This window comes from Pseudocitrobacter sp. CD920760, from assembly GCF_057782505.1.
Genome location: NZ_CM173490.1, coordinates 4532328 through 4552481 on the forward strand (window position 1 = coordinate 4532328; position 20154 = coordinate 4552481).

Genomic DNA, 20154 nt, shown 5'->3' on the forward strand with positions numbered 1-20154 from the left:
ACTCATCCGACCACATAACAATAATTTTACATACTGGACAATCTTATGAGCTATCCGTCGCTGTTCGCCCCGCTGGACCTGGGCTTCACTACCCTTAAAAACCGCGTTCTGATGGGCTCGATGCACACCGGGCTGGAGGAGCATCCCAGCGGGGCCGAACGGCTGGCGGCGTTTTATGCCGAACGTGCGCGTCACGGCGTGGCATTGATTGTCACCGGGGGCGTCGCACCGGCGCTTTCCGGCGTCGGTATGGAAGGCGGTGCGGTGCTGAGTGACGCCAGCCAGCTCCCTCAGCATCGGCTGGTGACGGATGCGGTGCATCAGGAGGACGGCAAAATCGCCCTGCAAATTCTGCACACCGGGCGATACAGTTATCAGCCGCATCTGGTGGCGCCCTCGGCCATTCAGGCGCCGATCAACCGCTTTACGCCGCATGCGTTAACCCACGATGAAATCCTGACGCTGATTGATGATTTCGCCCGTTGTGCCCAACTGGCGCGGGAAGCCGGGTATGACGGCGTGGAAGTGATGGGCTCGGAAGGCTATCTGATTAACGAATTTCTGGCGGCGCGCACCAACCATCGCGACGATGAATGGGGCGGCGACTATCCGCGCCGAATGCGTTTTGCTGTGGAGGTTATTCGCGCAGTACGCGAGCGCGTGGGAAAAGATTTCATCATCATTTTCCGTCTGTCGATGCTGGACCTGGTGGAAGGTGGCGGCGCATTTGATGAGACCGTGCAGCTGGCGCAGGCCATTGAAGCAGCGGGGGCGACGATCATTAATACCGGCATTGGCTGGCACGAAGCGCGGATCCCTACCATCGCCACGCCGGTACCACGCGGGGCATTCAGTTGGGTCACGCGCAAGCTCAAAGGCCGTGTCACGATCCCGCTGGTGACCACCAACCGCATCAACGATCCTGGCGTCGCGGACGATATTCTGGCGCGCGGCGATGCCGACATGGTATCGATGGCTCGCCCGTTCCTCGCTGATGCGGAGTTGCTGTCAAAAGCACAGGCGGGCCGCGCCGACGAGATCAACACCTGTATTGGCTGCAATCAGGCGTGTCTCGATCAGATCTTCATGGGCAAAGTCACCTCCTGCCTGGTGAACCCCCGCGCCTGTCATGAAACCAAAATGCCGATTGTCCCGGCGCTAAAAAAGAAAAATCTCGCCGTCGTCGGCGCGGGCCCGGCCGGGCTGGCATTTGCCATTAACGCCGCCGCGCGCGGGCATCAGGTCACACTGTTTGATGCGCATAGCGAAATTGGCGGGCAGTTTAATATCGCCAAACAGATCCCCGGCAAAGAGGAGTTTTACGAAACGCTGCGCTACTACCGCCGTATGATCGACGTCACGGGCGTAACGCTCAAACTGAATCATCGGGTCACGGCGGATCATCTGCAGGCATTTGACGAAACGATCCTCGCCTGCGGGATCGTCCCGCGCATGCCCGCAATTGACGGGATCGACCATCCCAAAGTGCTGACCTATCTCCAGGTGCTGCGTGACAAGGTTGCGGTGGGAAATTCGGTGGCGATTATCGGCTGCGGCGGCATTGGCTTTGATACCGCGATGTATTTAAGTCAGCCAGGCATTTCTACCAGTCAAAATATTGACGAATTTTGCCAGGAATGGGGCATCGACACCACGCTGCAACAGCCGGGCGGCCTGCGCCCGGAAGGCGCAATGCTGCCGAAGAGCCCGCGCAAAATAGTGATGCTTCAGCGTAAAGCCAGTAAACCCGGTGATGGGCTTGGCAAAACCACCGGCTGGATCCACCGGGCAACGCTGCTGTCGCGCGGCGTGAAGATGATCCCGGCGGTGAGTTATCAGAAGATCGACGACGAAGGGTTACATATCACGATCGGCGATGAAGCGCAGGTGCTGAGGGTCGATCATGTGGTGATCTGCGCCGGACAAGATCCGCAGCGCGCGCTGGCGCAACCGCTGGCGGAAAGCGGGAAAACCGTGCATTTGATTGGCGGCTGCGATGTAGCAATGGAGCTGGATGCGCGGCGGGCAATCGCGCAGGGGACACGGCTGGCGCTGGAGATTTGACACCCTCTCCCTCAGGGAGAGGGAACCGATTGTGCGTAATGTTAAGGCAGCGACGCCTTAATCAATGAACAACGCCGGTGAAATACCAAAACGGGCCGCCAGCTTTTTCGCGTGTTCAAGAGTTAGCTTTCGCTGCCCGTTGAGAACCCGGGATACCATCGATTTGCTGCCGATTTCAGGAAGATCGGATAACGTTAATTCGTACTGATCCATTAACGTACGAATTACCGCAATGCCTGCTGGCGTCGCTTCAAGCCTCGCATTAAATTCAGCAAACTCCGGTGCTGAGGTTTCCCAGGCCGTAATTTTTGCGCATACCAGGTCCACAAGCGGGTTATCGGGATCGTTCAGTAACAGATGCTCAATCAGTAGGAGCGCTTCTTTATGCTGTTCATCGTTCTGGATACCGGCCAAAAAAGGAGCGGCTTGTGTCAGCTTTTCACCTGCCTTCAGTACTTTAGAAATGACCATCATCTTTTTCCCCTTCCTCGATGCTCTGCTGTAAACCTATCGTACTCTTTATGCGTGAACACCTGCCGAACATAGAACTTCTGCGAATCAAAAAAAATCATCACAATAACGCGTAATTCGTTCCGACCAATGTCGATAACATAATGTTTATCCAGATATTTAAAATTACCCAGAGAGGGGAAAAGCCCCTTTAGTGCCTCGGGCGTCCTGAAGTATCCTTTCGAAACCACCCTCCCCAGCGCGAGGATCTCCAGCGCATGCTGCGGAAATTTTTCGGCCGCATCTTTCAATGCTTTTTGTATTATCAGGTGCATTCTTCATCAACTCCGTTGACAAATTGGCAATATCATAACGCATGTTGCCAAATTGGCAATACGTTACGTCATCAGGGCGAAGTGAGATTACGCTTCAAACAGAGCGATACAAGAGAAGGGAGATGTAGAATTTTAATGCTGCGAGCACGCTTCCAGAAGCGGAGGTTTTGCTCCCTCTCCCTATGGGAGAGGGCCGGAGTGAGGGATTCGCCTTAACGACGACGCCCCAGCTTCACCGCTTTCAGCACCACAAACTTGCTGTTGGTGGCGATGGTGGTGCAATTGCCGAAAATCTTCTTCAGCTTGTGGAAGTAGTCGAGGTGACGGTTAGCCACAATATACAGCTCGCCGTTAATTTTCAGGCAACGACGCGCGTGGTGGAACATTTCCCATGCCACGTTATCAGTCAGCGCATGCTGCTGATGGAACGGCGGGTTGCACAGTACCGCGTTGAAGCGGAACGGTTCGACGCCGGAGAGCGCGTTGTTGATCATAAATTCACAACGGTCGATGGCGTCCGGCAGGTTGCTTTCCACGTTAAGGCGGCTGGAGGCCACCGCCATCGGTGATTCATCCACAAACACCACCGTCGCTTCCGGGTTTTTCGCAAGCAACGTCAGGCCAATCACCCCGTTACCGCAGCCGAGATCAACAATCTCACCTTCCAGGTTTTCCGGCAGATGCTCGATAAAGAAGCGTGCGCCGATATCCAGACCGGTGCGAGAGAAGACGTTCGCGTGGTTATGAATGGTCCACGAGGTGCCTTCCAGCGGCCAGCTCAGGATCTGCGATTCGTCTGCCAGCGCCGGCTTCGTGAAGGTGCAGTTGATCAGACGCGCTTTCTTCCACGCAAGCGTGGTGGTGGTAGTGCCGAGAATTTTCTCGAACAGCGCCAGCGTGGAATTGTGAATATCGCGGGCTTTCGCACCAGCGATAATACGCGTTTGCGGCGTAACGACGTTGCGCAGCGCGCGCAGTTGCTGTTCCAGCAGAGCCAGCGTTTTTGGGATTTTGATCAGCACGACGGCTGGCGCAGACGGATATTCCGCGGTACTGTCGAGGAATCTGACGCTGGATTCGTCAATGTCGTTATGGCGCAGGTTTTCACGCGTACCCAGCTCACTGACGTAAGAGTCACCAATGCTGTACGGCTTATGCTCCGCCAGCGCGCAGCTCAGTGCGCCGAAGCTGTCATTGAAGATCAGGACCGGGCCGTTGATTTCGGTGTCGTCCAACTGCTGCAGCAGATACTCATCCGCCGCTTCCCACGCCTGTAGCGGGTTGACGTCGTCCGTCTCCGGGAAACGTTTCAGGTTCAGTGAACGGAAACCGTTGTCTATGTGGCTCATCGGCCCTCCAGAATGGTAAAATTTGGCGTTATCCCTGAAAAGGGTGCGTGAGTATACACTTTTTAATCCGATTTGGGGCTGTGATGACGCAACTAACTTATCTCCAGGGCTACCCGGAACACCTGCTGGCACAAGTGCGCACGCTTATCGCCGAACAGCGTTTGGGTGCCGTGCTGGCAAAGCGCTACCCCGGCACGCACGATTTCGCCACCGATAAGGCGCTCTGGCAATACACGCAGGATCTCAAAAGCCAGTTTCTGCGCAACGCGCCGCCAATTAATAAGGTGATGTATGACAATAAGATCCACGTGCTGAAAAACGCGCTGGGCCTGCATACTGCCGTTTCGCGCGTTCAGGGTGGGAAGTTGAAAGCTAAAGCGGAAATTCGCGTCGCCACCGTTTTTCGCAATGCGCCAGAGCCGTTTCTGCGCATGATTGTGGTGCATGAATTAGCGCACCTGAAAGAGAAAGAGCACGACAAAGCGTTTTATCAGCTTTGCTGCCACATGGAACCGCAGTACCACCAGCTGGAGTTTGATACCCGGCTGTGGCTGACACAGATGTCGTTGGGTTAAGACAAAATCTGAATTCGATCGCCGATCGTTATGAATTTACCCACTAACGTCTACAATCGACTTTCCCCTGCTTTCGTTAAGGATAACGATCAATGCTGCGCGTGTTAGCCCGTTTTCTCCGTCACCTTTTTTGCTCTCGACGCATGTTCAGGTTCGTCTGTTTTCTGCTCTTTGCGGCTATTGCTATGATTTTTTTCGCCAACCGGGAGATAGTCAAAGCAAGCCAGCAACTGACATGGAATGACGTCGATGCAATACCTGCGCGCAATGTAGGCCTGCTGTTAGGGGCCAAACCGGGCAACAATTACTTCGCCCGACGGATTAACGCAGCAGCGGCATTATTTCATTCCGGAAAAGTGAAATGGCTGCTGGTGAGCGGCGATAATGGTCGTAAAAATTACGATGAATCTTCCGGCATGCAGCAGGCGTTGATCGCCAAAGGCGTCCCCGCCAGTGCTATCTTCTGTGACTACGCGGGGTTCTCCACCCTCGACTCCGTCGTGCGCGCCAATAAAGTCTTTGGCGAAAATAACATCACGATTATCTCGCAAGAATTTCATAATCAACGCGCCATTTGGCTGGCGAAACAATATGGCATTGATGCCATCGGCTTTAACGCTCAGGATTTGGATCAAGGCCGCGGCAAACTGGTGCGCCTGCGCGAAAAGCTCGCCCGCGTCAGCGCGGTCATTGATGCCAAAATACTCCACCGTCAGCCCAGGTATCTCGGCCCCACGGTGATGATTGGCCCGAACAGCGAGCACGGTTGCCCCGCCACTAAATAAGTGCGTTACTGCGCACTCATTTTGTCATGCCAGCGTGCTACATTGAAGGAAGATCCCCTTTTATGGAGCACGTCAGCGTCTATGATACGTTTCGCAGTCATTGGTACAAACTGGATAACCAAACAGTTTGTCGATGCCGCCCACGAGACCGGCAAATATAAGCTCACCGCTATCTACTCCCGCAGCCTTGAGCAGGCTCAAACCTTCGCCAACGATTATCCCGTCGAGCACCTTTTTACTTCGCTTGAAGCGATGGCGCAAAGCGATGCCATTGATGCGGTGTATATCGCCAGCCCAAATTCGTTCCATTTCCCGCAAACACAGCTTTTCTTACGCCATAAAAAGCACGTGATTTGTGAGAAGCCACTGGCGTCAAACCTGCGTGAAGTGGAAGCGGCGATTGAAACCGCGCGCGAAAATCAGGTCGTACTGTTCGAAGCGTTTAAAACCGCCAGCCTGCCTAATTTCCTGCTTTTACAGCAGTCGTTAAGCAAGGTAGGTAAGGTGCGTAAAGCGCTTATCAACTACTGCCAGTACTCGTCCCGCTATCAGCGCTATCTCGACGGTGAAAACCCAAATACCTTTAATCCGGCGTTCTCTAACGGTTCGATTATGGATATCGGTTTTTATTGCCTGGCCTCAGCGGTCGCGCTGTGGGGCGAACCGCACGGTGTGCAGGCGTCAGCGAGCCTGCTGGAAAGCGGCGTGGATGCGCATGGTCTGGTGGTGCTCGACTATGGCGATTTCAGCGTTACGTTGCAGCACTCAAAAGTCAGTGATTCCGTGTTGCCGAGCGAAATCCAGGGCGAAGACGGGTCGCTGGTCATCGAGAAAATCTCCGAGTGCCAGAAAGTCACCTTCGTGCCGCGCGGTGGCAAAGCGCAGGATCTCACTCAGCCTCAGCATATTAATACTATGCTGTATGAAGCAGAGGTCTTTGCCCGTCTGGTCGAAACCAATGAAGTGAATCATCCGGGGCTTGCTGTCAGCCGTACAACCGCGAAACTGCAAACGGAGATTCGCCGCCAGACTGGCGTCACTTTCCCTGCGGATGACATTAGCGAGCAGGTGCCTGCGTAAAGCTATGTAAAACGGATGTTACAGGTCATTGACGTCGTCGATGGCCTGTAATATTTTGTAACCCGCAAAGGGGAGTAACTTCCTTGCCGGTGGATCGTCATTACGATACGTGAAAAACCGTATCCGGTCGCCGGGCAATAAAACGTATGCACCTTCGGGCAACCGTTTGAAGTGCATACTTTTTGTTGTAAGTGAGACCTTGCCGGAAGGCGAGGTCTATGCATAGAAAAAGCAGCGGCTGCCGTCTTCCGACGTTAGCCGTTTTTTTATGCGTAAGGAAAATATCTATGAATAGTGTCGGCACACCGTTGCTGTGGGGCGGATTCGCTGTCGTCGTCGTGATCATGTTAGCCATCGACCTGATGTTGCAGGGCCGACGCGGCGCTAACGCCATGACCATGAAACAGGCTGCGGCCTGGTCTATCGTCTGGGTCACGCTCTCGTTGTTGTTCAACGCTGCCTTCTGGTGGTATCTGGCTGAGACACAGGGTCGCGCGGTGGCCGATCCGCAGGCGCTCGCCTTCCTTACCGGTTATCTGATTGAGAAATCGCTGGCCGTCGATAACGTCTTCGTCTGGTTGATGCTGTTCAGCTACTTCTCGGTTCCGGCAGCGCTGCAACGCCGCGTACTGGTTTATGGCGTATTAGGCGCGATCGTGCTGCGTACAATCATGATCTTCGCCGGAAGCTGGCTGATTACCCAGTTTGAATGGCTGCTGTATGTGTTCGGCGCGTTCCTGCTGTTTACCGGTATCAAGATGGCGCTGGCGAAAGAAGATGAGAGCGGTATTGGCGATAAACCGCTGGTGCGCTGGCTGCGCGGGCATCTGCGCATGACTGATAAGATAGAGGGCGAGCACTTCTTTGTGCGCCAGAAAGGCGTTATCTACGCGACGCCGCTGTTATTGGTGCTGATTCTGGTCGAGTTCAGCGACATTATTTTCGCCGTCGATAGCATTCCGGCCATCTTCGCGGTCACCACCGATCCGTTTATCGTACTGACCTCTAACCTGTTCGCCATTCTCGGCCTGCGCGCGATGTACTTCCTGCTGGCGGGCGTGGCAGAGCGCTTCTCGATGCTCAAATACGGTCTGGCGGTGATCCTGGTGTTTATCGGTATCAAAATGCTGATCGTCGATTTCTACCATATCCCTATTGCGATATCGCTGGGCGTGGTGGGCGGCATCCTGGTGCTGACGTTAGTGATCAACGCCTGGGTGAATCACCAGCACGATAAAAAGAACCAGCAGGCCTAAGCCGTTTAGCCGGGCAGCAGTACGCTGCCCGGCATCAATGTGAAACTAAAGTTAAAAAATATGATGCACCGCGTAAATTCCAGCATTTTACGCTTCCCCGCCGGCCAACTTTCCTTATACTCAACCAGGCAAACATTTTTTTACATCCTGACATAAACGAGACAAATAATTCGTAACCGGGATGGCACATTACATCACTGGAAGGAATACATTCATGACGACATCTCCGTCTTCCAGCTTCTTTCGCCGCCTGGTGCAGGGAAGTCTGGTAAAACAAATATTGATTGGTCTGGTGCTGGGCATCGCACTGGCGTTAATTTCAAAACCGGCGGCGGAAGCCACGGGCCTGCTCGGTACGCTGTTTGTTGGCGCACTGAAAGCGGTCGCGCCGGTGCTGGTACTGACGCTGGTGATGGCCTCAATCGCCAACCATCAACAGGGGCAAAAAACCAATATCCGCCCTATTCTGTGGATGTATTTACTGGGGACCTTCTCTGCGGCATTAACAGCCGTGGTGGTGAGCTTTATGTTCCCCTCCACACTGCAACTCACGACTGGGGCGACGGATATTACCCCGCCAACAGGCATTGTGCAGGTGATGCACGGGTTGCTGATGAGTATCGTCGCCAACCCGATTCATGCGCTGATTAACGCAAATTACATCGGTATTCTGGTGTGGGCCGTGGGCCTGGGCTTCGCTCTGCGTCACAGCAACGACACCACCAAAAACCTGGTCAACGATATGTCCAACGCGGTCACTTTTATCGTGAAGGTGGTGATTCGCTTTGCACCCGTGGGTATTTTCGGCCTGGTCTCTTCTACCCTCGCCACCACCGGTTTTTCCGCGCTGTGGGGCTACGCGCAAATTCTGCTGGTGCTGGTCGGCTGTATGGCCGTGGTGGCACTGGTGATCAACCCGCTGCTGGTATGGCTGCAAATCCGGCGCAACCCGTATCCGCTGGTCTTTACCTGCCTGCGTGAAAGCGGCGTGACCGCCTTCTTCACCCGCAGTTCTGCGGCGAACATTCCGGTGAATATGTCGCTGTGCGAGAAGCTGAATCTGGATCGCGATACTTACTCGGTCTCCATTCCGCTGGGTGCGACCGTGAACATGGCTGGTGCGGCAATTACCATTACCGTGCTCACGCTGGCGGCGGTGCATACGCTGGGCATTCCGGTTGACCTGCCGACGGCGCTGCTGCTGAGTGTGGTGGCATCGCTGTGCGCCTGCGGCGCATCGGGTGTGGCGGGTGGTTCACTGCTGTTGATCCCGCTGGCCTGTAATATGTTCGGCATTCCGAACGAAATCGCCATGCAGGTGGTGGCTGTCGGCTTTATCATCGGCGTATTGCAGGACTCCTGCGAAACCGCGATCAACTCCTCTACCGACGTGATGTTCACCGCTGCCGTTTGCCAGGCAGAAGATGCACGCCTGGCGAAAGACGCCCTGCGCAGCTAATCGTTTCCCCCTTCGCCGTCAGGCGGAGGGGCTTTCTTTCTGTACTTTCTTCTCGACGTTAAACGGGTCAATACCGCGCCGCTGCATGCGCCAGAAGCGGATTATATTCAGGCCGTTCATCACCAGAAAGCTCCCTTCAATCATCGTGCCGCCAATCGAACCGAGCCAGAAGTTATGGGCAACCCAGCAGGCGGTAGAGCACCACATCACGCAGCGCACCGACAACCCTTTGCAACGAAACAGCGCCCACGTACTGGCAACCGTACCCGCAATCGGCAGCAGTTCCATCGCGTGATGCAGCTTGCTTAGCCCCAGGGTAAGCGTCAGCGCGATAAACACAAACATCACCCAGATGCGCCGGGTGTATACCGAAATAATGGTACGGATGACGTTGAGTTCGGCGCTCATCCCCGCCGGGATAGCCCCCATCAGGAAGAAATGCACCCCAATGGTCGCACTGTAGAGGGAGAGCTGAAACTTAAAGCGCCGTTCATCGCGATTGATGAAGGTGGTGATACCGATTAAAAACGCGAGTACACCTACGCCCTGGGCGAGCCAATACGCAGTCATGGAGAAGTCCTTATTGAACACCATAAAAAAACGGCGTTTCAGGAAGTGAAACGCCGTTTTATCGTATCAGATCACATTTTTATTACAATGTGACGCCGCTCTTAAAGATCGCCAGCTCGCGGAAATCATTGCGTTCGTTGCAGGTCTCTTTGCCATTGGCAAAATCAACAATCACATCAACGAACTCGTTCAGCAGCTGCGGCATTGCTTTGCCGTGAATCAGCTGCCCCGCGTCGAAGTCGATCCAGTGTTTTTTCTTCGCCGCCAGTTCACTGTTGGTGGCGATTTTCACCGTCGGCACAAAACCGCCGTAAGGCGTACCGCGACCGGTGCTGAACAGCACCATATGACAGCCCGCACCCGCCAGCGCGCTGGTCGCAACCGCATCGTTACCCGGTGCGCTCAACAGGTTCAGACCCGGCGTTTTCAGACGCTCGCCGTAGCGCAGCACGTCCACCACCTGGCTGGAGCCCGCTTTTTGCGTGCAACCCAGCGATTTATCTTCCAGCGTGGTGATGCCACCGGCTTTGTTACCCGGTGATGGATTCTCGTAGATAGGCTGATCATGGGCAATGAAGTACTGCTTGAAGTCATTGACCATGGTGACCAGTTTCTCAAACGTGGCTTCGTCACGGCAGTGGCTCATCAGGAGCTGTTCCGCGCCAAACATTTCCGGCACTTCGGTCAGCACGGTGGTGCCGCCGTTGGCAATCACGTAGTCGGAGAAGCGACCCAGCATCGGGTTGGCGGTGATCCCGGAGAGGCCGTCGGAACCGCCGCACTCGAGGCCAAACTTCAGCTCGCTCAGCTTGCCCGGTACACGTTTGTCGTTACGCATTACGTTGTACAGCTGATGGAGATGCTCAATCCCCGCTTCCACTTCATCGTCCTGGTGTTGGCAAATCATAAAGTGAACGCGGTCGGCATCAAAATCACCCAGCGTTTCGCGGAAGGCATCAACCTGGTTGTTTTCACAGCCAAGACCAATCACCAGCACCGCACCCGCGTTAGGGTGACGCACCATGTTTTGCAGCATGGTACGGGTATTAATATGGTCGTCGCCCAGCTGAGAGCAGCCGTAAGTGTGGCTGAAGAGATGCACGCCGTCGGTACCTTCGGCGTTATTGGTCTCTTTCAGGAAGCGAGTCTGGATCTGACGCGCGATGCCGTTAACACAGCCCACGGTCGGCAGGATCCAGATTTCGTTACGCACCCCAACGTCACCGTTAGCGCGACGATAAATGTTGATATCGCGATCTGCCGGTTGCGCCGCTTCAGGCTGGAATTCGGGTTGATAGCTATACGTATCCAGATCGCTCAGATTGGTACGCGTATTGTGTGAGTGAATATGTTCACCCGCGGCAATATCCACCAGCGCATGGCCAATCGGTAAACCATACTTAATGACGTTTTCACCTTTGGCGATAGGGCACAACGTGAATTTATGCCCACGCGCTACCGCCTGACGGAGCGTTACCGTCTGGTTGTCGACCGTGACTTCCGTGCCTTCAGCCAAATCCGCTAATGCTACCGCAACGTTATCCAGCGCATGGATCTTGATGTATTGCATATCAACCCCAGACCTTAGTTCAGTTCAATGGCGAAGTAGTCACGCGCATTGTTAAAGCAAATGTTTTTCACCATCTCGCCCAGCAGGTTGATATCCGCCGGCGCTTCGCCCGCAGCAACCCAGCGGCCAATCATCTGGCACAGAATGCGACGGAAGTATTCGTGACGGGTATAAGACAGGAAGCTGCGGCTGTCGGTCAGCATGCCGACGAAACGGCTCAGCAGGCCCAGCTGTGCGAGCTGAGTCATCTGACGTTCCATGCCATCTTTCTGGTCGTTGAACCACCAGCCGGAACCGAACTGCATTTTGCCCGGCATCCCTTCGCCCTGGAAGTTACCGATCATGGTGCCCAGCACTTCGTTGTCGCGCGGGTTCAGACAGTACAGGATGGTTTTCGGCAGCAGATTCTGTTCGTTCTGTTTGCTCAGCAGTTTAGAGAGCTCTTCCGCCATCGGACGGTCGTTGATGGAGTCGAAACCGACGTCCGCGCCCAGCAGTTTGAACTGACGCTGGTTGTTATTACGCAGCGCGCCAATGTGGTACTGCTGTACCCATTCGCGACGGGCATATTCTGCGCCAAGGAAGACCAGGACTGCCGTTTTGAACTGCGCCACTTCGCGCTCGCTCAGGCTTTCACCCGCCAGACGACGCGCCAGGATGCTATCCAGCTCGGCTTCGCTCGCTTCGGCGAACATCACCACGTCCAGCGCGTGGTCGGACACTTTACAGCCGTGGGCGGCGAAGTGATCGAGACGTTTGGTCAGCGCGGTTTGCAGGTCGGTGAAACGACGGATATCGGTGTCAGACACTTCACCCAGTTTCGCCATGTAGTCGTTGAAGGTGGCCTGCTCAATGTTGAACGCTTTATCCGGGCGCCAGCTCGGCAGCACTTTGATGGAGAAGGTGCTGTCTTTGGCTACGGTCGCGTGGTGTTCCAGCGTGTCGATCGGGTCATCGGTAGTGCCGACCATTTTCACGTTCATCTGCTGCATGATGCCACGCGCGGAGAACTTATCCTGCGCCAGCAGTTCGTTGCATTCGTTCCAGATTTCGTCAGCGGTAGACGGGGAAAGCAGCTTGCCGGTGATGCCAAACGGACGGCGCAGTTCGAGGTGCGTCCAGTGGTATAACGGGTTGCCGATGGTGTGTGGCACGGTCGCCGCCCACGCATCAAATTTTTCGCGGTCAGACGCATCGCCGGTGCACAGGCGCTCGGCGACACCGTTGGTACGCATGGCGCGCCACTTATAGTGATCGCCTTTGAGCCAGATGTCATACAGGTTGTTGAAACGGTAGTTTTCAGCAATCTGCTGCGGCGGCAGGTGGCAATGATAGTCAAAAATCGGCTGATCTTTTGCGTAGTCGTGGTACAAACGGCGGGCAAATTCGGTATCTAACAGAAAATCTTCAGTCATAAACGGGGTCATTATCGTCTTCCTCTCACGAGTGGTCAGATGTTTATCTGTAATGCTGACAAAGTTATCACACCAATTTCGTCAAGCCGAAGATTTTTTCGTGAGTTAGATCAATAAAAATTGACAAAAAATGACATTAAAAAACTAAAAAAAGCGACACAGACCGCGCCACGACTGGCTTCAAGCCCTACCACCTATACCCACACGTAAAATACCTCTTTTGTGACAGCATTCACCTTTTAAAGTTGTATGACAAGTTATTGTGCACCCCGTCAAACATAAGCCGACGGAATGCATTGTTGGTGAAAGATACAACTGACTTAACGGTACGGATACCGAATTAAGCACAAGTACGAAGGCAAGGTTCGGGTCGTACCGGGTTCTCCCGGTAAGCCCCTCGATTGAGACATCCTCCCGTAGTACTGGATGAAGACCGTATGAAGATGCGGAATAACGACACGATGAGGTTTACATGCGTAAAATTAAAGGGTTACGTTGGTACATGATCGCACTGGTGACAATGGGCACCGTGCTCGGATACCTGACGCGTAATACCGTTGCAGCTGCTGCTCCTACCCTGATGGAAGAGCTGCACATTTCTACACAGCAATACTCCTATATCATTGCCGCTTACTCCGCGGCCTATACGGTGATGCAGCCTGTTGCCGGGTACGTGCTGGATATTCTGGGCACCAAAATTGGTTACGCCTTCTTCGCCGTTGCATGGGCTGTGTTCTGCGGCGCGACTGCGCTGGCAGGTAGCTGGGGCGGCCTGGCGCTGGCGCGTGGTGCGGTCGGTGCGGCAGAAGCTGCGATGATCCCGGCTGGCCTGAAAGCGAGCTCCGAATGGTTCCCGGCGAAAGAACGTTCTATCGCGGTCGGTTACTTCAACGTCGGCTCTTCAATCGGTGCGATGATTGCTCCTCCGTTGGTGGTATGGGCAATCGTTATGCACAGCTGGCAGATGGCATTTATTATCTCCGGTGTGCTGAGCTTCATCTGGGCGATGGCCTGGCTGGTGTTCTACAAACATCCGCGTGATCAGAAAAAACTGACTGATGAAGAACGCGACTACATCATTAATGGTCAGGAAGCACAGCACCAGGTCGGTACGGCGAAGAAAATGTCCGTTGGTCAGATCCTGCGTAACCGTCAGTTCTGGGGTATTGCCCTGCCGCGTTTCCTGGCAGAACCAGCCTGGGGTACCTTCAACGCCTGGATCCCGCTGTTCATGTTTAAAGTGTATGGCTTTAACCTGAAAGAAATCGCCATGTTCGCCTGGATGCCAATGCTGTTTGCTGACCTGGGTTGTATCGTGGGGGGTTACCTGCCGCCGCTGTTCCAGCGCTGGTTTGGCGTGAACCTGATTGTTTCCCGTAAAATGGTTGTCACCATGGGCGCCCTGCTGATGATTGGCCCTGGTATGATTGGTCTGTTCACCAGCCCGTATGTTGCAATCGGCCTGCTGTGCATCGGTGGCTTTGCTCACCAGGCGCTGTCTGGCGCGCTGATTACGCTCTCTTCTGACGTATTCGGTCGTAACGAAGTGGCCACGGCTAACGGCCTGACCGGGATGTCCGCCTGGCTGGCAAGTACCCTGTTCGCACTGGTTGTCGGTGCGCTGGCAGATACCATCGGCTTCAGCCCGCTGTTCGCGGTACTGGCGGTATTTGACCTGCTGGGTGCGCTGGTTATCTGGACGGTACTGAAAAACAAACCGGCTGACGAGGTTGAGCAAGAAACGCATCAACCGGCGACGCAAAGCTAGTTTGAGCGTGTTAAACATGTAGCAAAAGCCGCCTCCTCTGGCGGCTTTTTTCATGCGGCGTTATGGTTAGATCCTCGTAAAAGTGGTATAACAAATCTAATCTGCCGTACCCTGCCTGGAGAGAATATGGAAATCACTGACGCACGTCGTTTATATCAGCAACTTGCCGCTGAGCTGAAAGAGCGCATTGAGCAAGGCGTCTATCTCGTGGGCGACAAGCTGCCTGCCGAGCGCTTTATTGCTGACGAAAAATGCGTTAGCCGTACGGTGGTTCGTGAAGCCATTATCATGCTGGAAGTCGAAGGTTACGTGGAAGTGCGTAAAGGTTCCGGCATTCATGTTATTTCCAATACGCCACGCCATCAGCAGGTGCCTGACGAATCCATGGAATTCGCCAATTACGGCCCGTTTGAGCTGCTCCAGGCCCGCCAGCTCATTGAAAGTAATATTGCCGAGTTTGCCGCCACGCAGGTGACCAAGCAGGACATCATGAAGCTGATGGAGATCCAGGACAAAGCGCGCAACGAGAAGTGTTTCCGCGACTCCGAATGGGATTTGCAATTCCACATTCAGGTCGCGCTGGCCACGCAGAATACCGCCCTTGCCGCCATCGTCGAGAAAATGTGGACCCAGCGCAGCCATAACCCGTACTGGAAAAAACTGCATGAGCATATTGATGCGCGTACGGTCGATAACTGGTGTGATGACCACGACCAAATTCTGAAAGCGCTGATCCGCAAAGACCCGCATGCCGCCAAACTGGCGATGTGGCAGCATCTGGAAAACACCAAGCTGATGCTGTTTAACGAAACCAGCGATGACTTCGAATTTAATGCCGACCGCTATCTCTTCGCAGAGAACCCGGTCGTGCATCTCGACACCGCCGCCAACGGCACCAAATAATCGCCCGATCCCTTCCCAGGCCAGTCTTCAGACTGGCCTGACGTTTAATGTGGGTAAGCAAAACATATATAGTGTCAGCCTTTGTAAATACCCTCGCCTCTCACCCACGCAACCCGCAAAATCAAACCTCAACAAACTGCAAAATCTATGACGTAAAACTCAGGTGTTTGTTACAATTAGATGCATTTTGTCGTTCTGTGAGTTAGCAATTGCTTACTTCGCCATTAACACGGATGTGTTTACCGCGACCGATTAAAATATAAACAATGTCGCAGTTCGTTCAGGCGTTACGTTAATCGTTGTACCAGGAATCGTGAATGGAACTATTATCCCAGTTATTAAATGCGTTATGGAGCCAGGATTTCGAAACCCTGTCGAATCCGTCCATGATTGGCATGCTCTACTTCGTCTTGTTTATGATCCTGTTCCTTGAGAATGGGCTGTTACCTGCTGCCTTCCTGCCAGGCGATAGCCTGCTGGTGCTGATTGGCGTTCTGATTGCCAAAGGCGCGCTGGGTTTCCCACAAACCATTCTTCTGCTGACTACCGCCGCAAGCCTTGGCTGCTGGCTCAGTTATATTCAGGGGCGATGGCTGGGGAATACGCGCCTTGTGCAGAACTGGCTTTCGCATCTTCCGGCCCACTATCACCAGCGTGCACATCATCTGTTCCATAAACACGGTCTCTCCGCGTTGCTGATTGGCCGCTTCATCGCCTTCGTGCGTACCCTGTTGCCAACCATCGCCGGGATATCCGGCCTGAGCAATGCCCGTTTCCAGTTCTTTAACTGGATGAGTGGCCTGCTGTGGGTGCTTATCCTCACTTCGCTGGGATACCTGCTTGGCAAAACGCCGGTATTCCTGAAGTATGAAGACGCGCTGATGTCCTGTCTGATGCTGTTGCCGGTAGCCCTGTTGGTGATTGGTCTGGTGGGGTCGCTGGTTGTTCTGTGGAAGAAAAAATACGGCAACCGGAGCTCATAATGGGGCTGAAACAGGTCACGCTACGTCGATTTACCCTGAGCCTTGGCGCATTGCTGCTGTTTTGCGCCATTCTCTGGCTCTGCGCGGCGTTACAGCAGAAAGAATCCACGCTGGCGATTCGCCCGCTCAATCAGGGCGCCAGCATGCCGGATGGCTTCTCCATCTGGCATCATCTGGATGCTAACGGCATTCAGTTCAAAAGCATTACGCCGCAAAACGATGCGCTACTCATTAAATTTGAGTCCAGCGCGCAAAGCGCCGCAGCCAAAAAGGTGCTCGACAGCACGCTGCCGCATGAGTACATCATCGCCCAGCAGGATGACGATCGCGATGCCACCACCTGGCTTTCGCTGTTGCGCGACACGCCGCATCGCTTTGGATAATTCTGTATCTAATCACTGGCTTTGGTGATTTCCCATTTTTCTAACTATGCTTAAGTAAGTGGGCGTAATCTATTACCCCCGTTACTGGAACCCGTACATTCCTGATGTACTTAACACAATGGAAGGTTTCTTACATGAAATACCGCATCGCACTGACCATCGCACTTCTTTCCCTCACCGCTGGCGCAAGCGCGACCACACTGTGTCAGGAGAAAGAACAGGACATCCAGCGTGAGATCAGCTATGCCGAAAAGCATAACAATCAAAACCGCATTAATGGCCTGAAAAAAGCGTTGAGTGAGGTCAAAGCAAACTGTTCCGACAGTAAGTTACGCGCCGATCATCAGAAAAAAATTGCCGAGCAGAAAGAAGAGATCGCCGAACGTCAGCGTGACCTGCATGAAGCAAAGCAAAAAGGCGATGCGGATAAAATTACTAAACGCGAGCACAAACTCGCGGAATCTCAGCACGAGCTTAAAGAACTGGAGTCTCGCCAGTACTAAGCACATGGACATTCAAACAGGAGAGCATCATGTCTAAAGATACCAATGCAGATAACCTGCGCGCGGAACTGAAATCACTGGCTGACACCCTGGAAGAAGTACTGAATAGCTCCTCTGATAAGTCGAAAGAAGAGATAAGTAAGCTGCGCAGTACAGCGGAAAGCGCGCTGAAAGAGAGCCGCCATCGCCTGGGCGAAACCAGCGATGCGCTGGCCAAACAGACCCGTGAAGCCGCGGCGCGTGCCGACGGTTATGTGCGTGAGAACCCGTGGACGGGCGTGGGTATTGGGGCTGCGGTCGGTCTGGTACTGGGCGTGCTGCTGACGCGTCGCTAATAATGGCGGATTATCAACACACACAAGGCCCGGGGAAAAATATCCTCGGCATCGGCCAACGTCTGGTGACCGTACTGGTGCAGATGGTTGAGACGCGGGTGCGCCTTGCGGTGGTGGAGCTGGAAGAAGAGAAAGCCAACATCTTCCAGCTATTACTGCTGGTTGGCTTAACCCTGCTGTTTGCCGCTTTCGGTCTGATGAGCCTGCTGGTGCTGATTATCTGGGCGGTCGATCCGCAATATCGACTGAACGTGATGATTGGCACCACCGTCACCTTGCTGGTGCTGGCGTTAATCGGTGGCCTTTGGACGTTACGTAAAGTGCGACGCTCAACCCTGCTGCGTCACACGCGTCACGAACTGGCCAACGACCGGGCGCTGCTGGAGGACGATCGTGAGTAACCGAAAGGAGCGTGAGGCGCGTAAGGCGTATTTGCTGAGCCAGATTCAGCAACAGCGGCTGGACTTAAGTGCGGGCCGACGCGACTGGCTGGAACTCACCCACGTCTACGACCGCAAATGGGCGATGCTGCTCAGCCTGCGGACCTGGGCCCTGGCAGGTAGCGGCGTATTCGCCGTCTGGGGTTTGCGTCAGCCGAACAGGCTGGTGCGCTGGGCACGACGCGGATTCAGCGTCTGGAGCGCCTGGCGGCTGGTGAAAAACACGCTACGTTAATCTGACACAGGCCCGGTATACCATGCCGGGCCTTGTTTTTAGGCGAGCGCTTCTATCTCGGCAACTGTCAAGCCGGTGGTTTTGGCGATAATCGCCACGTCGATGCCGGTGGCTAATAATGCCTGGGCGATTTGGCGTTTGGCGTTGCGTTCGCCTCTATCAAAACCCTTATCGAGCCCTTTACTAAAACCTTCGCGACGCCCTTTGTTCATCCCTAACCGACGGCCAAAATCGATCCCTTTTTCCCGCTCTTTTTCCATCCACTCCGCAATCGTCATCAACGTCTCCTTGTGTTGAGGTACCTTACGCGCCAGCCGGCGAAAAAAGACGAACAGACTGGCGGAATGGCCAGCCTGCGCGATATAGCTCATCATCGCATCGAACTGGCTTTGGGTAGTGTAACCTGGCGCTAAAAGCCTTGCCAGCGCATCGGTGAGCTCGAGAAGATCGCGGCGGCGAATATGCTTTTGCAGAAATTCCAGCACCGCCATTCGCCGATGCGTGGCTATCTCATCGTCTGACAGCACCGTGATATCCACCAGCGGCAGCGCCTCGAAATAGAGCTGTTTCGCCAGTGCCGGATGACTAAACGCTTCCCACCAGCGCATGGAATAGGGATAAGGGCTACGTTCGCCATGATAAAACAGAATCGGGATAACCAAAGGCAACTGGTTATCGACGTTTTTGAGATGGCGATGCATCGCGGAAAAGGCATAGTACATCAGGCGAAAGGTCATGTTCTTCTGGGCCGTGCTTTGATGCTCAACCAGCGCATAGACATACCCTTTCCCCTGCGCCGTATTCACAGACCACAGCACATCGGAGTGCGTTTCCTTCAGCTCCTCGTCGATAAAGCTGCTCGATTCCAGCTGCAGCGTCGACAGGTCGCACTGCGCACGTAAAGGGGCGGGAAGATGAATTGCCAGAAAGTCGCGAGCGGTTTCCGGGTGGGTCATAAACGTTTTAAAAACAGCATCATGCGGTGTCGAGGTCGTTGTCTCAGTCATGACATCCTGTCCGATAAGTGTCCTGCGCCGAGTATCCTGCCGATAAACCTCGCCGTCAGCAGGCAATTCACCACTCCCCGAGCAGCCTCGACAAAAATATTCATCTTGCATTGCATTACTCAGAATTTTTGAAGCAATTCGACAGTTTTCCTTGCTAACAATTGATCCAGGCCGCAGGTATTCTTCTTTCCATCGACAGCAGGCACACAGCATCAACGTGTATTTGCACAATAAATAACATTGTTCGCCCGATGGGTTTCCTGGAGTTATAAGATGAAAAAATTAGAAGATGTTGGTGTACTGGTAGCGCGCATCCTGATGCCAATCCTGTTCATTACCGCAGGTTGGGGCAAAATCACCGGTTATGCGGGTACCCAACAATATATGGAAGCAATGGGCGTCCCTGGCTTTATGCTGCCGCTGGTTATTCTGCTTGAGTTTGGCGGCGGTCTGGCAGTGCTGTTTGGTTTCCTGACCCGTACCACCGCATTGATTACCGCGGGCTTCACCATCCTGACCGCGTTCCTGTTCCACAGTAACTTTGCGGAAGGCGTAAACTCGCTGATGTTTATGAAAAACCTCACCATCGCGGGCGGTTTCCTGCTGCTGGCTATCACTGGCCCGGGCGCATTCAGCATCGACCGCGTGCTGAATAAAAAATGGTAATCGCACTATACTGAATCAAAGCG

At 54.1% G+C, this 20154-nt stretch carries 22 protein-coding genes; 15 read left to right on the forward strand and 7 right to left on the reverse strand.

The features are described from left to right. Positions 1–45 precede the first annotated feature (45 nt). Entirely contained in the window at positions 46–2064 is a 2019-nt protein-coding gene (locus AC1MKH_RS21225; RefSeq protein WP_276220810.1) for an NADPH-dependent 2,4-dienoyl-CoA reductase, read from the forward strand. A gap of 57 nt (positions 2065–2121) precedes the next feature. Here AC1MKH_RS21225 and AC1MKH_RS21230 read toward each other — a convergent pair whose 3' ends face one another. The 3 genes from AC1MKH_RS21230 to rlmG form a co-directional block, all read right to left on the reverse strand. Next, positions 2122–2538 (reverse strand): helix-turn-helix domain-containing protein, encoded by a 417-nt coding sequence (locus AC1MKH_RS21230; RefSeq protein ID WP_276220812.1) that lies wholly within the window; start codon positions 2536–2538, stop codon positions 2122–2124. Next, the gene (locus tag AC1MKH_RS21235; protein ID WP_276220814.1) at positions 2535–2849 is read right to left on the reverse strand and encodes a type II toxin-antitoxin system HigB family toxin; all 315 of its coding nucleotides are present in this window, start codon (positions 2847–2849) and stop codon (positions 2535–2537) included. The genes AC1MKH_RS21230 and AC1MKH_RS21235 overlap by 4 nt, the downstream gene beginning before the upstream one ends. A 212-nt stretch (positions 2850–3061) precedes the next feature. Beyond that, positions 3062–4198, reverse strand: coding sequence for a 23S rRNA (guanine(1835)-N(2))-methyltransferase RlmG (gene rlmG / locus AC1MKH_RS21240; protein ID WP_276220817.1), 1137 nt, complete (start codon positions 4196–4198; stop codon positions 3062–3064). Between the two features lie 83 nt (positions 4199–4281). Between rlmG and AC1MKH_RS21245 the strand changes: the two genes are divergently transcribed. The 5 genes from AC1MKH_RS21245 (at position 4282) to sstT (ending at position 9353) form a co-directional block, all read left to right on the forward strand. Then, the gene (locus AC1MKH_RS21245; RefSeq protein ID WP_276220818.1) at positions 4282–4773 is read left to right on the forward strand and encodes a M48 metallopeptidase family protein; all 492 of its coding nucleotides are present in this window, start codon (positions 4282–4284) and stop codon (positions 4771–4773) included. Positions 4774–4865: 92 nt separating this feature from the next. Next, positions 4866–5558: a SanA/YdcF family protein gene (locus AC1MKH_RS21250; protein ID WP_276220820.1), complete on the forward strand. Its 693-nt coding sequence runs from the start codon at positions 4866–4868 to the stop codon at positions 5556–5558. Positions 5559–5639: 81 nt separating this feature from the next. After that, positions 5640–6638 carry a Gfo/Idh/MocA family protein gene (locus AC1MKH_RS21255; RefSeq protein ID WP_276220822.1) on the forward strand — a complete coding sequence of 333 codons (999 nt, stop codon included), beginning with the start codon at positions 5640–5642 and terminating at the stop codon, positions 6636–6638. A gap of 287 nt (positions 6639–6925) precedes the next feature. Beyond that, positions 6926–7894 (forward strand): TerC family protein, encoded by a 969-nt coding sequence (locus AC1MKH_RS21260; RefSeq protein WP_231826169.1) that lies wholly within the window; start codon positions 6926–6928, stop codon positions 7892–7894. Positions 7895–8108: 214 nt separating this feature from the next. Then, on the forward strand, positions 8109–9353 hold the full coding sequence (gene sstT / locus AC1MKH_RS21265; RefSeq protein ID WP_276220824.1) for a serine/threonine transporter SstT: 1245 nt from the start codon (positions 8109–8111) through the stop codon (positions 9351–9353). Positions 9354–9371: 18 nt separating this feature from the next. On the opposite strand, the gene AC1MKH_RS21270 is transcribed toward sstT, so the two are convergent. From AC1MKH_RS21270 to uxaC, 3 genes are all read right to left on the reverse strand, one after another. Further along, entirely contained in the window at positions 9372–9923 is a 552-nt protein-coding gene (locus AC1MKH_RS21270; RefSeq protein WP_276220826.1) for a YgjV family protein, read from the reverse strand. An 82-nt stretch (positions 9924–10005) separates the two neighbouring features. Then, complete coding sequence (locus AC1MKH_RS21275) at positions 10006–11493, reverse strand: UxaA family hydrolase (protein ID WP_276220828.1); 1488 nt, start codon at positions 11491–11493, stop codon at positions 10006–10008. A gap of 14 nt (positions 11494–11507) precedes the next feature. Next, positions 11508–12920: a glucuronate isomerase gene (uxaC, locus tag AC1MKH_RS21280; protein ID WP_276220830.1), complete on the reverse strand. Its 1413-nt coding sequence runs from the start codon at positions 12918–12920 to the stop codon at positions 11508–11510. 460 nt (positions 12921–13380) lie between these two features. Between uxaC and exuT the strand changes: the two genes are divergently transcribed. The 8 genes from exuT (at position 13381) to AC1MKH_RS21320 (ending at position 18458) form a co-directional block, all read left to right on the forward strand. Further along, a complete protein-coding gene (exuT, locus tag AC1MKH_RS21285; RefSeq protein WP_276220832.1) occupies positions 13381–14676 on the forward strand; it encodes a hexuronate transporter ExuT in 1296 nt (431 codons plus the stop codon). Positions 14677–14802: 126 nt separating this feature from the next. Further along, a complete protein-coding gene (gene exuR / locus AC1MKH_RS21290; RefSeq protein ID WP_015962918.1) occupies positions 14803–15579 on the forward strand; it encodes a transcriptional regulator ExuR in 777 nt (258 codons plus the stop codon). 317 nt (positions 15580–15896) lie between these two features. Then, entirely contained in the window at positions 15897–16562 is a 666-nt protein-coding gene (gene yqjA, locus AC1MKH_RS21295; RefSeq protein WP_276220835.1) for a DedA family general envelope maintenance protein YqjA, read from the forward strand. After that, the gene (mzrA, locus tag AC1MKH_RS21300; protein ID WP_276220837.1) at positions 16562–16945 is read left to right on the forward strand and encodes an EnvZ/OmpR regulon moderator MzrA; all 384 of its coding nucleotides are present in this window, start codon (positions 16562–16564) and stop codon (positions 16943–16945) included. Before yqjA ends, mzrA begins: the two co-directional genes overlap by 1 nt. A gap of 134 nt (positions 16946–17079) precedes the next feature. After that, positions 17080–17448 (forward strand): DUF1090 domain-containing protein, encoded by a 369-nt coding sequence (locus tag AC1MKH_RS21305; RefSeq protein ID WP_015962915.1) that lies wholly within the window; start codon positions 17080–17082, stop codon positions 17446–17448. Between the two features lie 29 nt (positions 17449–17477). Then, the gene (locus AC1MKH_RS21310; protein ID WP_327621860.1) at positions 17478–17783 is read left to right on the forward strand and encodes an ElaB/YgaM/YqjD family protein; all 306 of its coding nucleotides are present in this window, start codon (positions 17478–17480) and stop codon (positions 17781–17783) included. Between the two features lie 2 nt (positions 17784–17785). Continuing rightward, entirely contained in the window at positions 17786–18184 is a 399-nt protein-coding gene (locus AC1MKH_RS21315; RefSeq protein WP_015962913.1) for a phage holin family protein, read from the forward strand. Continuing rightward, positions 18177–18458 carry a YqjK-like family protein gene (locus AC1MKH_RS21320; protein ID WP_015962912.1) on the forward strand — a complete coding sequence of 94 codons (282 nt, stop codon included), beginning with the start codon at positions 18177–18179 and terminating at the stop codon, positions 18456–18458. Before AC1MKH_RS21315 ends, AC1MKH_RS21320 begins: the two co-directional genes overlap by 8 nt. Before the next feature lie 38 nt (positions 18459–18496). On the opposite strand, the gene AC1MKH_RS21325 is transcribed toward AC1MKH_RS21320, so the two are convergent. Beyond that, complete coding sequence (locus AC1MKH_RS21325) at positions 18497–19465, reverse strand: Rpn family recombination-promoting nuclease/putative transposase (RefSeq protein ID WP_276220842.1); 969 nt, start codon at positions 19463–19465, stop codon at positions 18497–18499. A gap of 273 nt (positions 19466–19738) precedes the next feature. Here AC1MKH_RS21325 and AC1MKH_RS21330 point away from each other — a divergent pair, with 273 nt between their 5' ends. Further along, on the forward strand, positions 19739–20131 hold the full coding sequence (locus AC1MKH_RS21330; protein ID WP_276220844.1) for a DoxX family protein: 393 nt from the start codon (positions 19739–19741) through the stop codon (positions 20129–20131). Positions 20132–20154 lie beyond the last annotated feature (23 nt).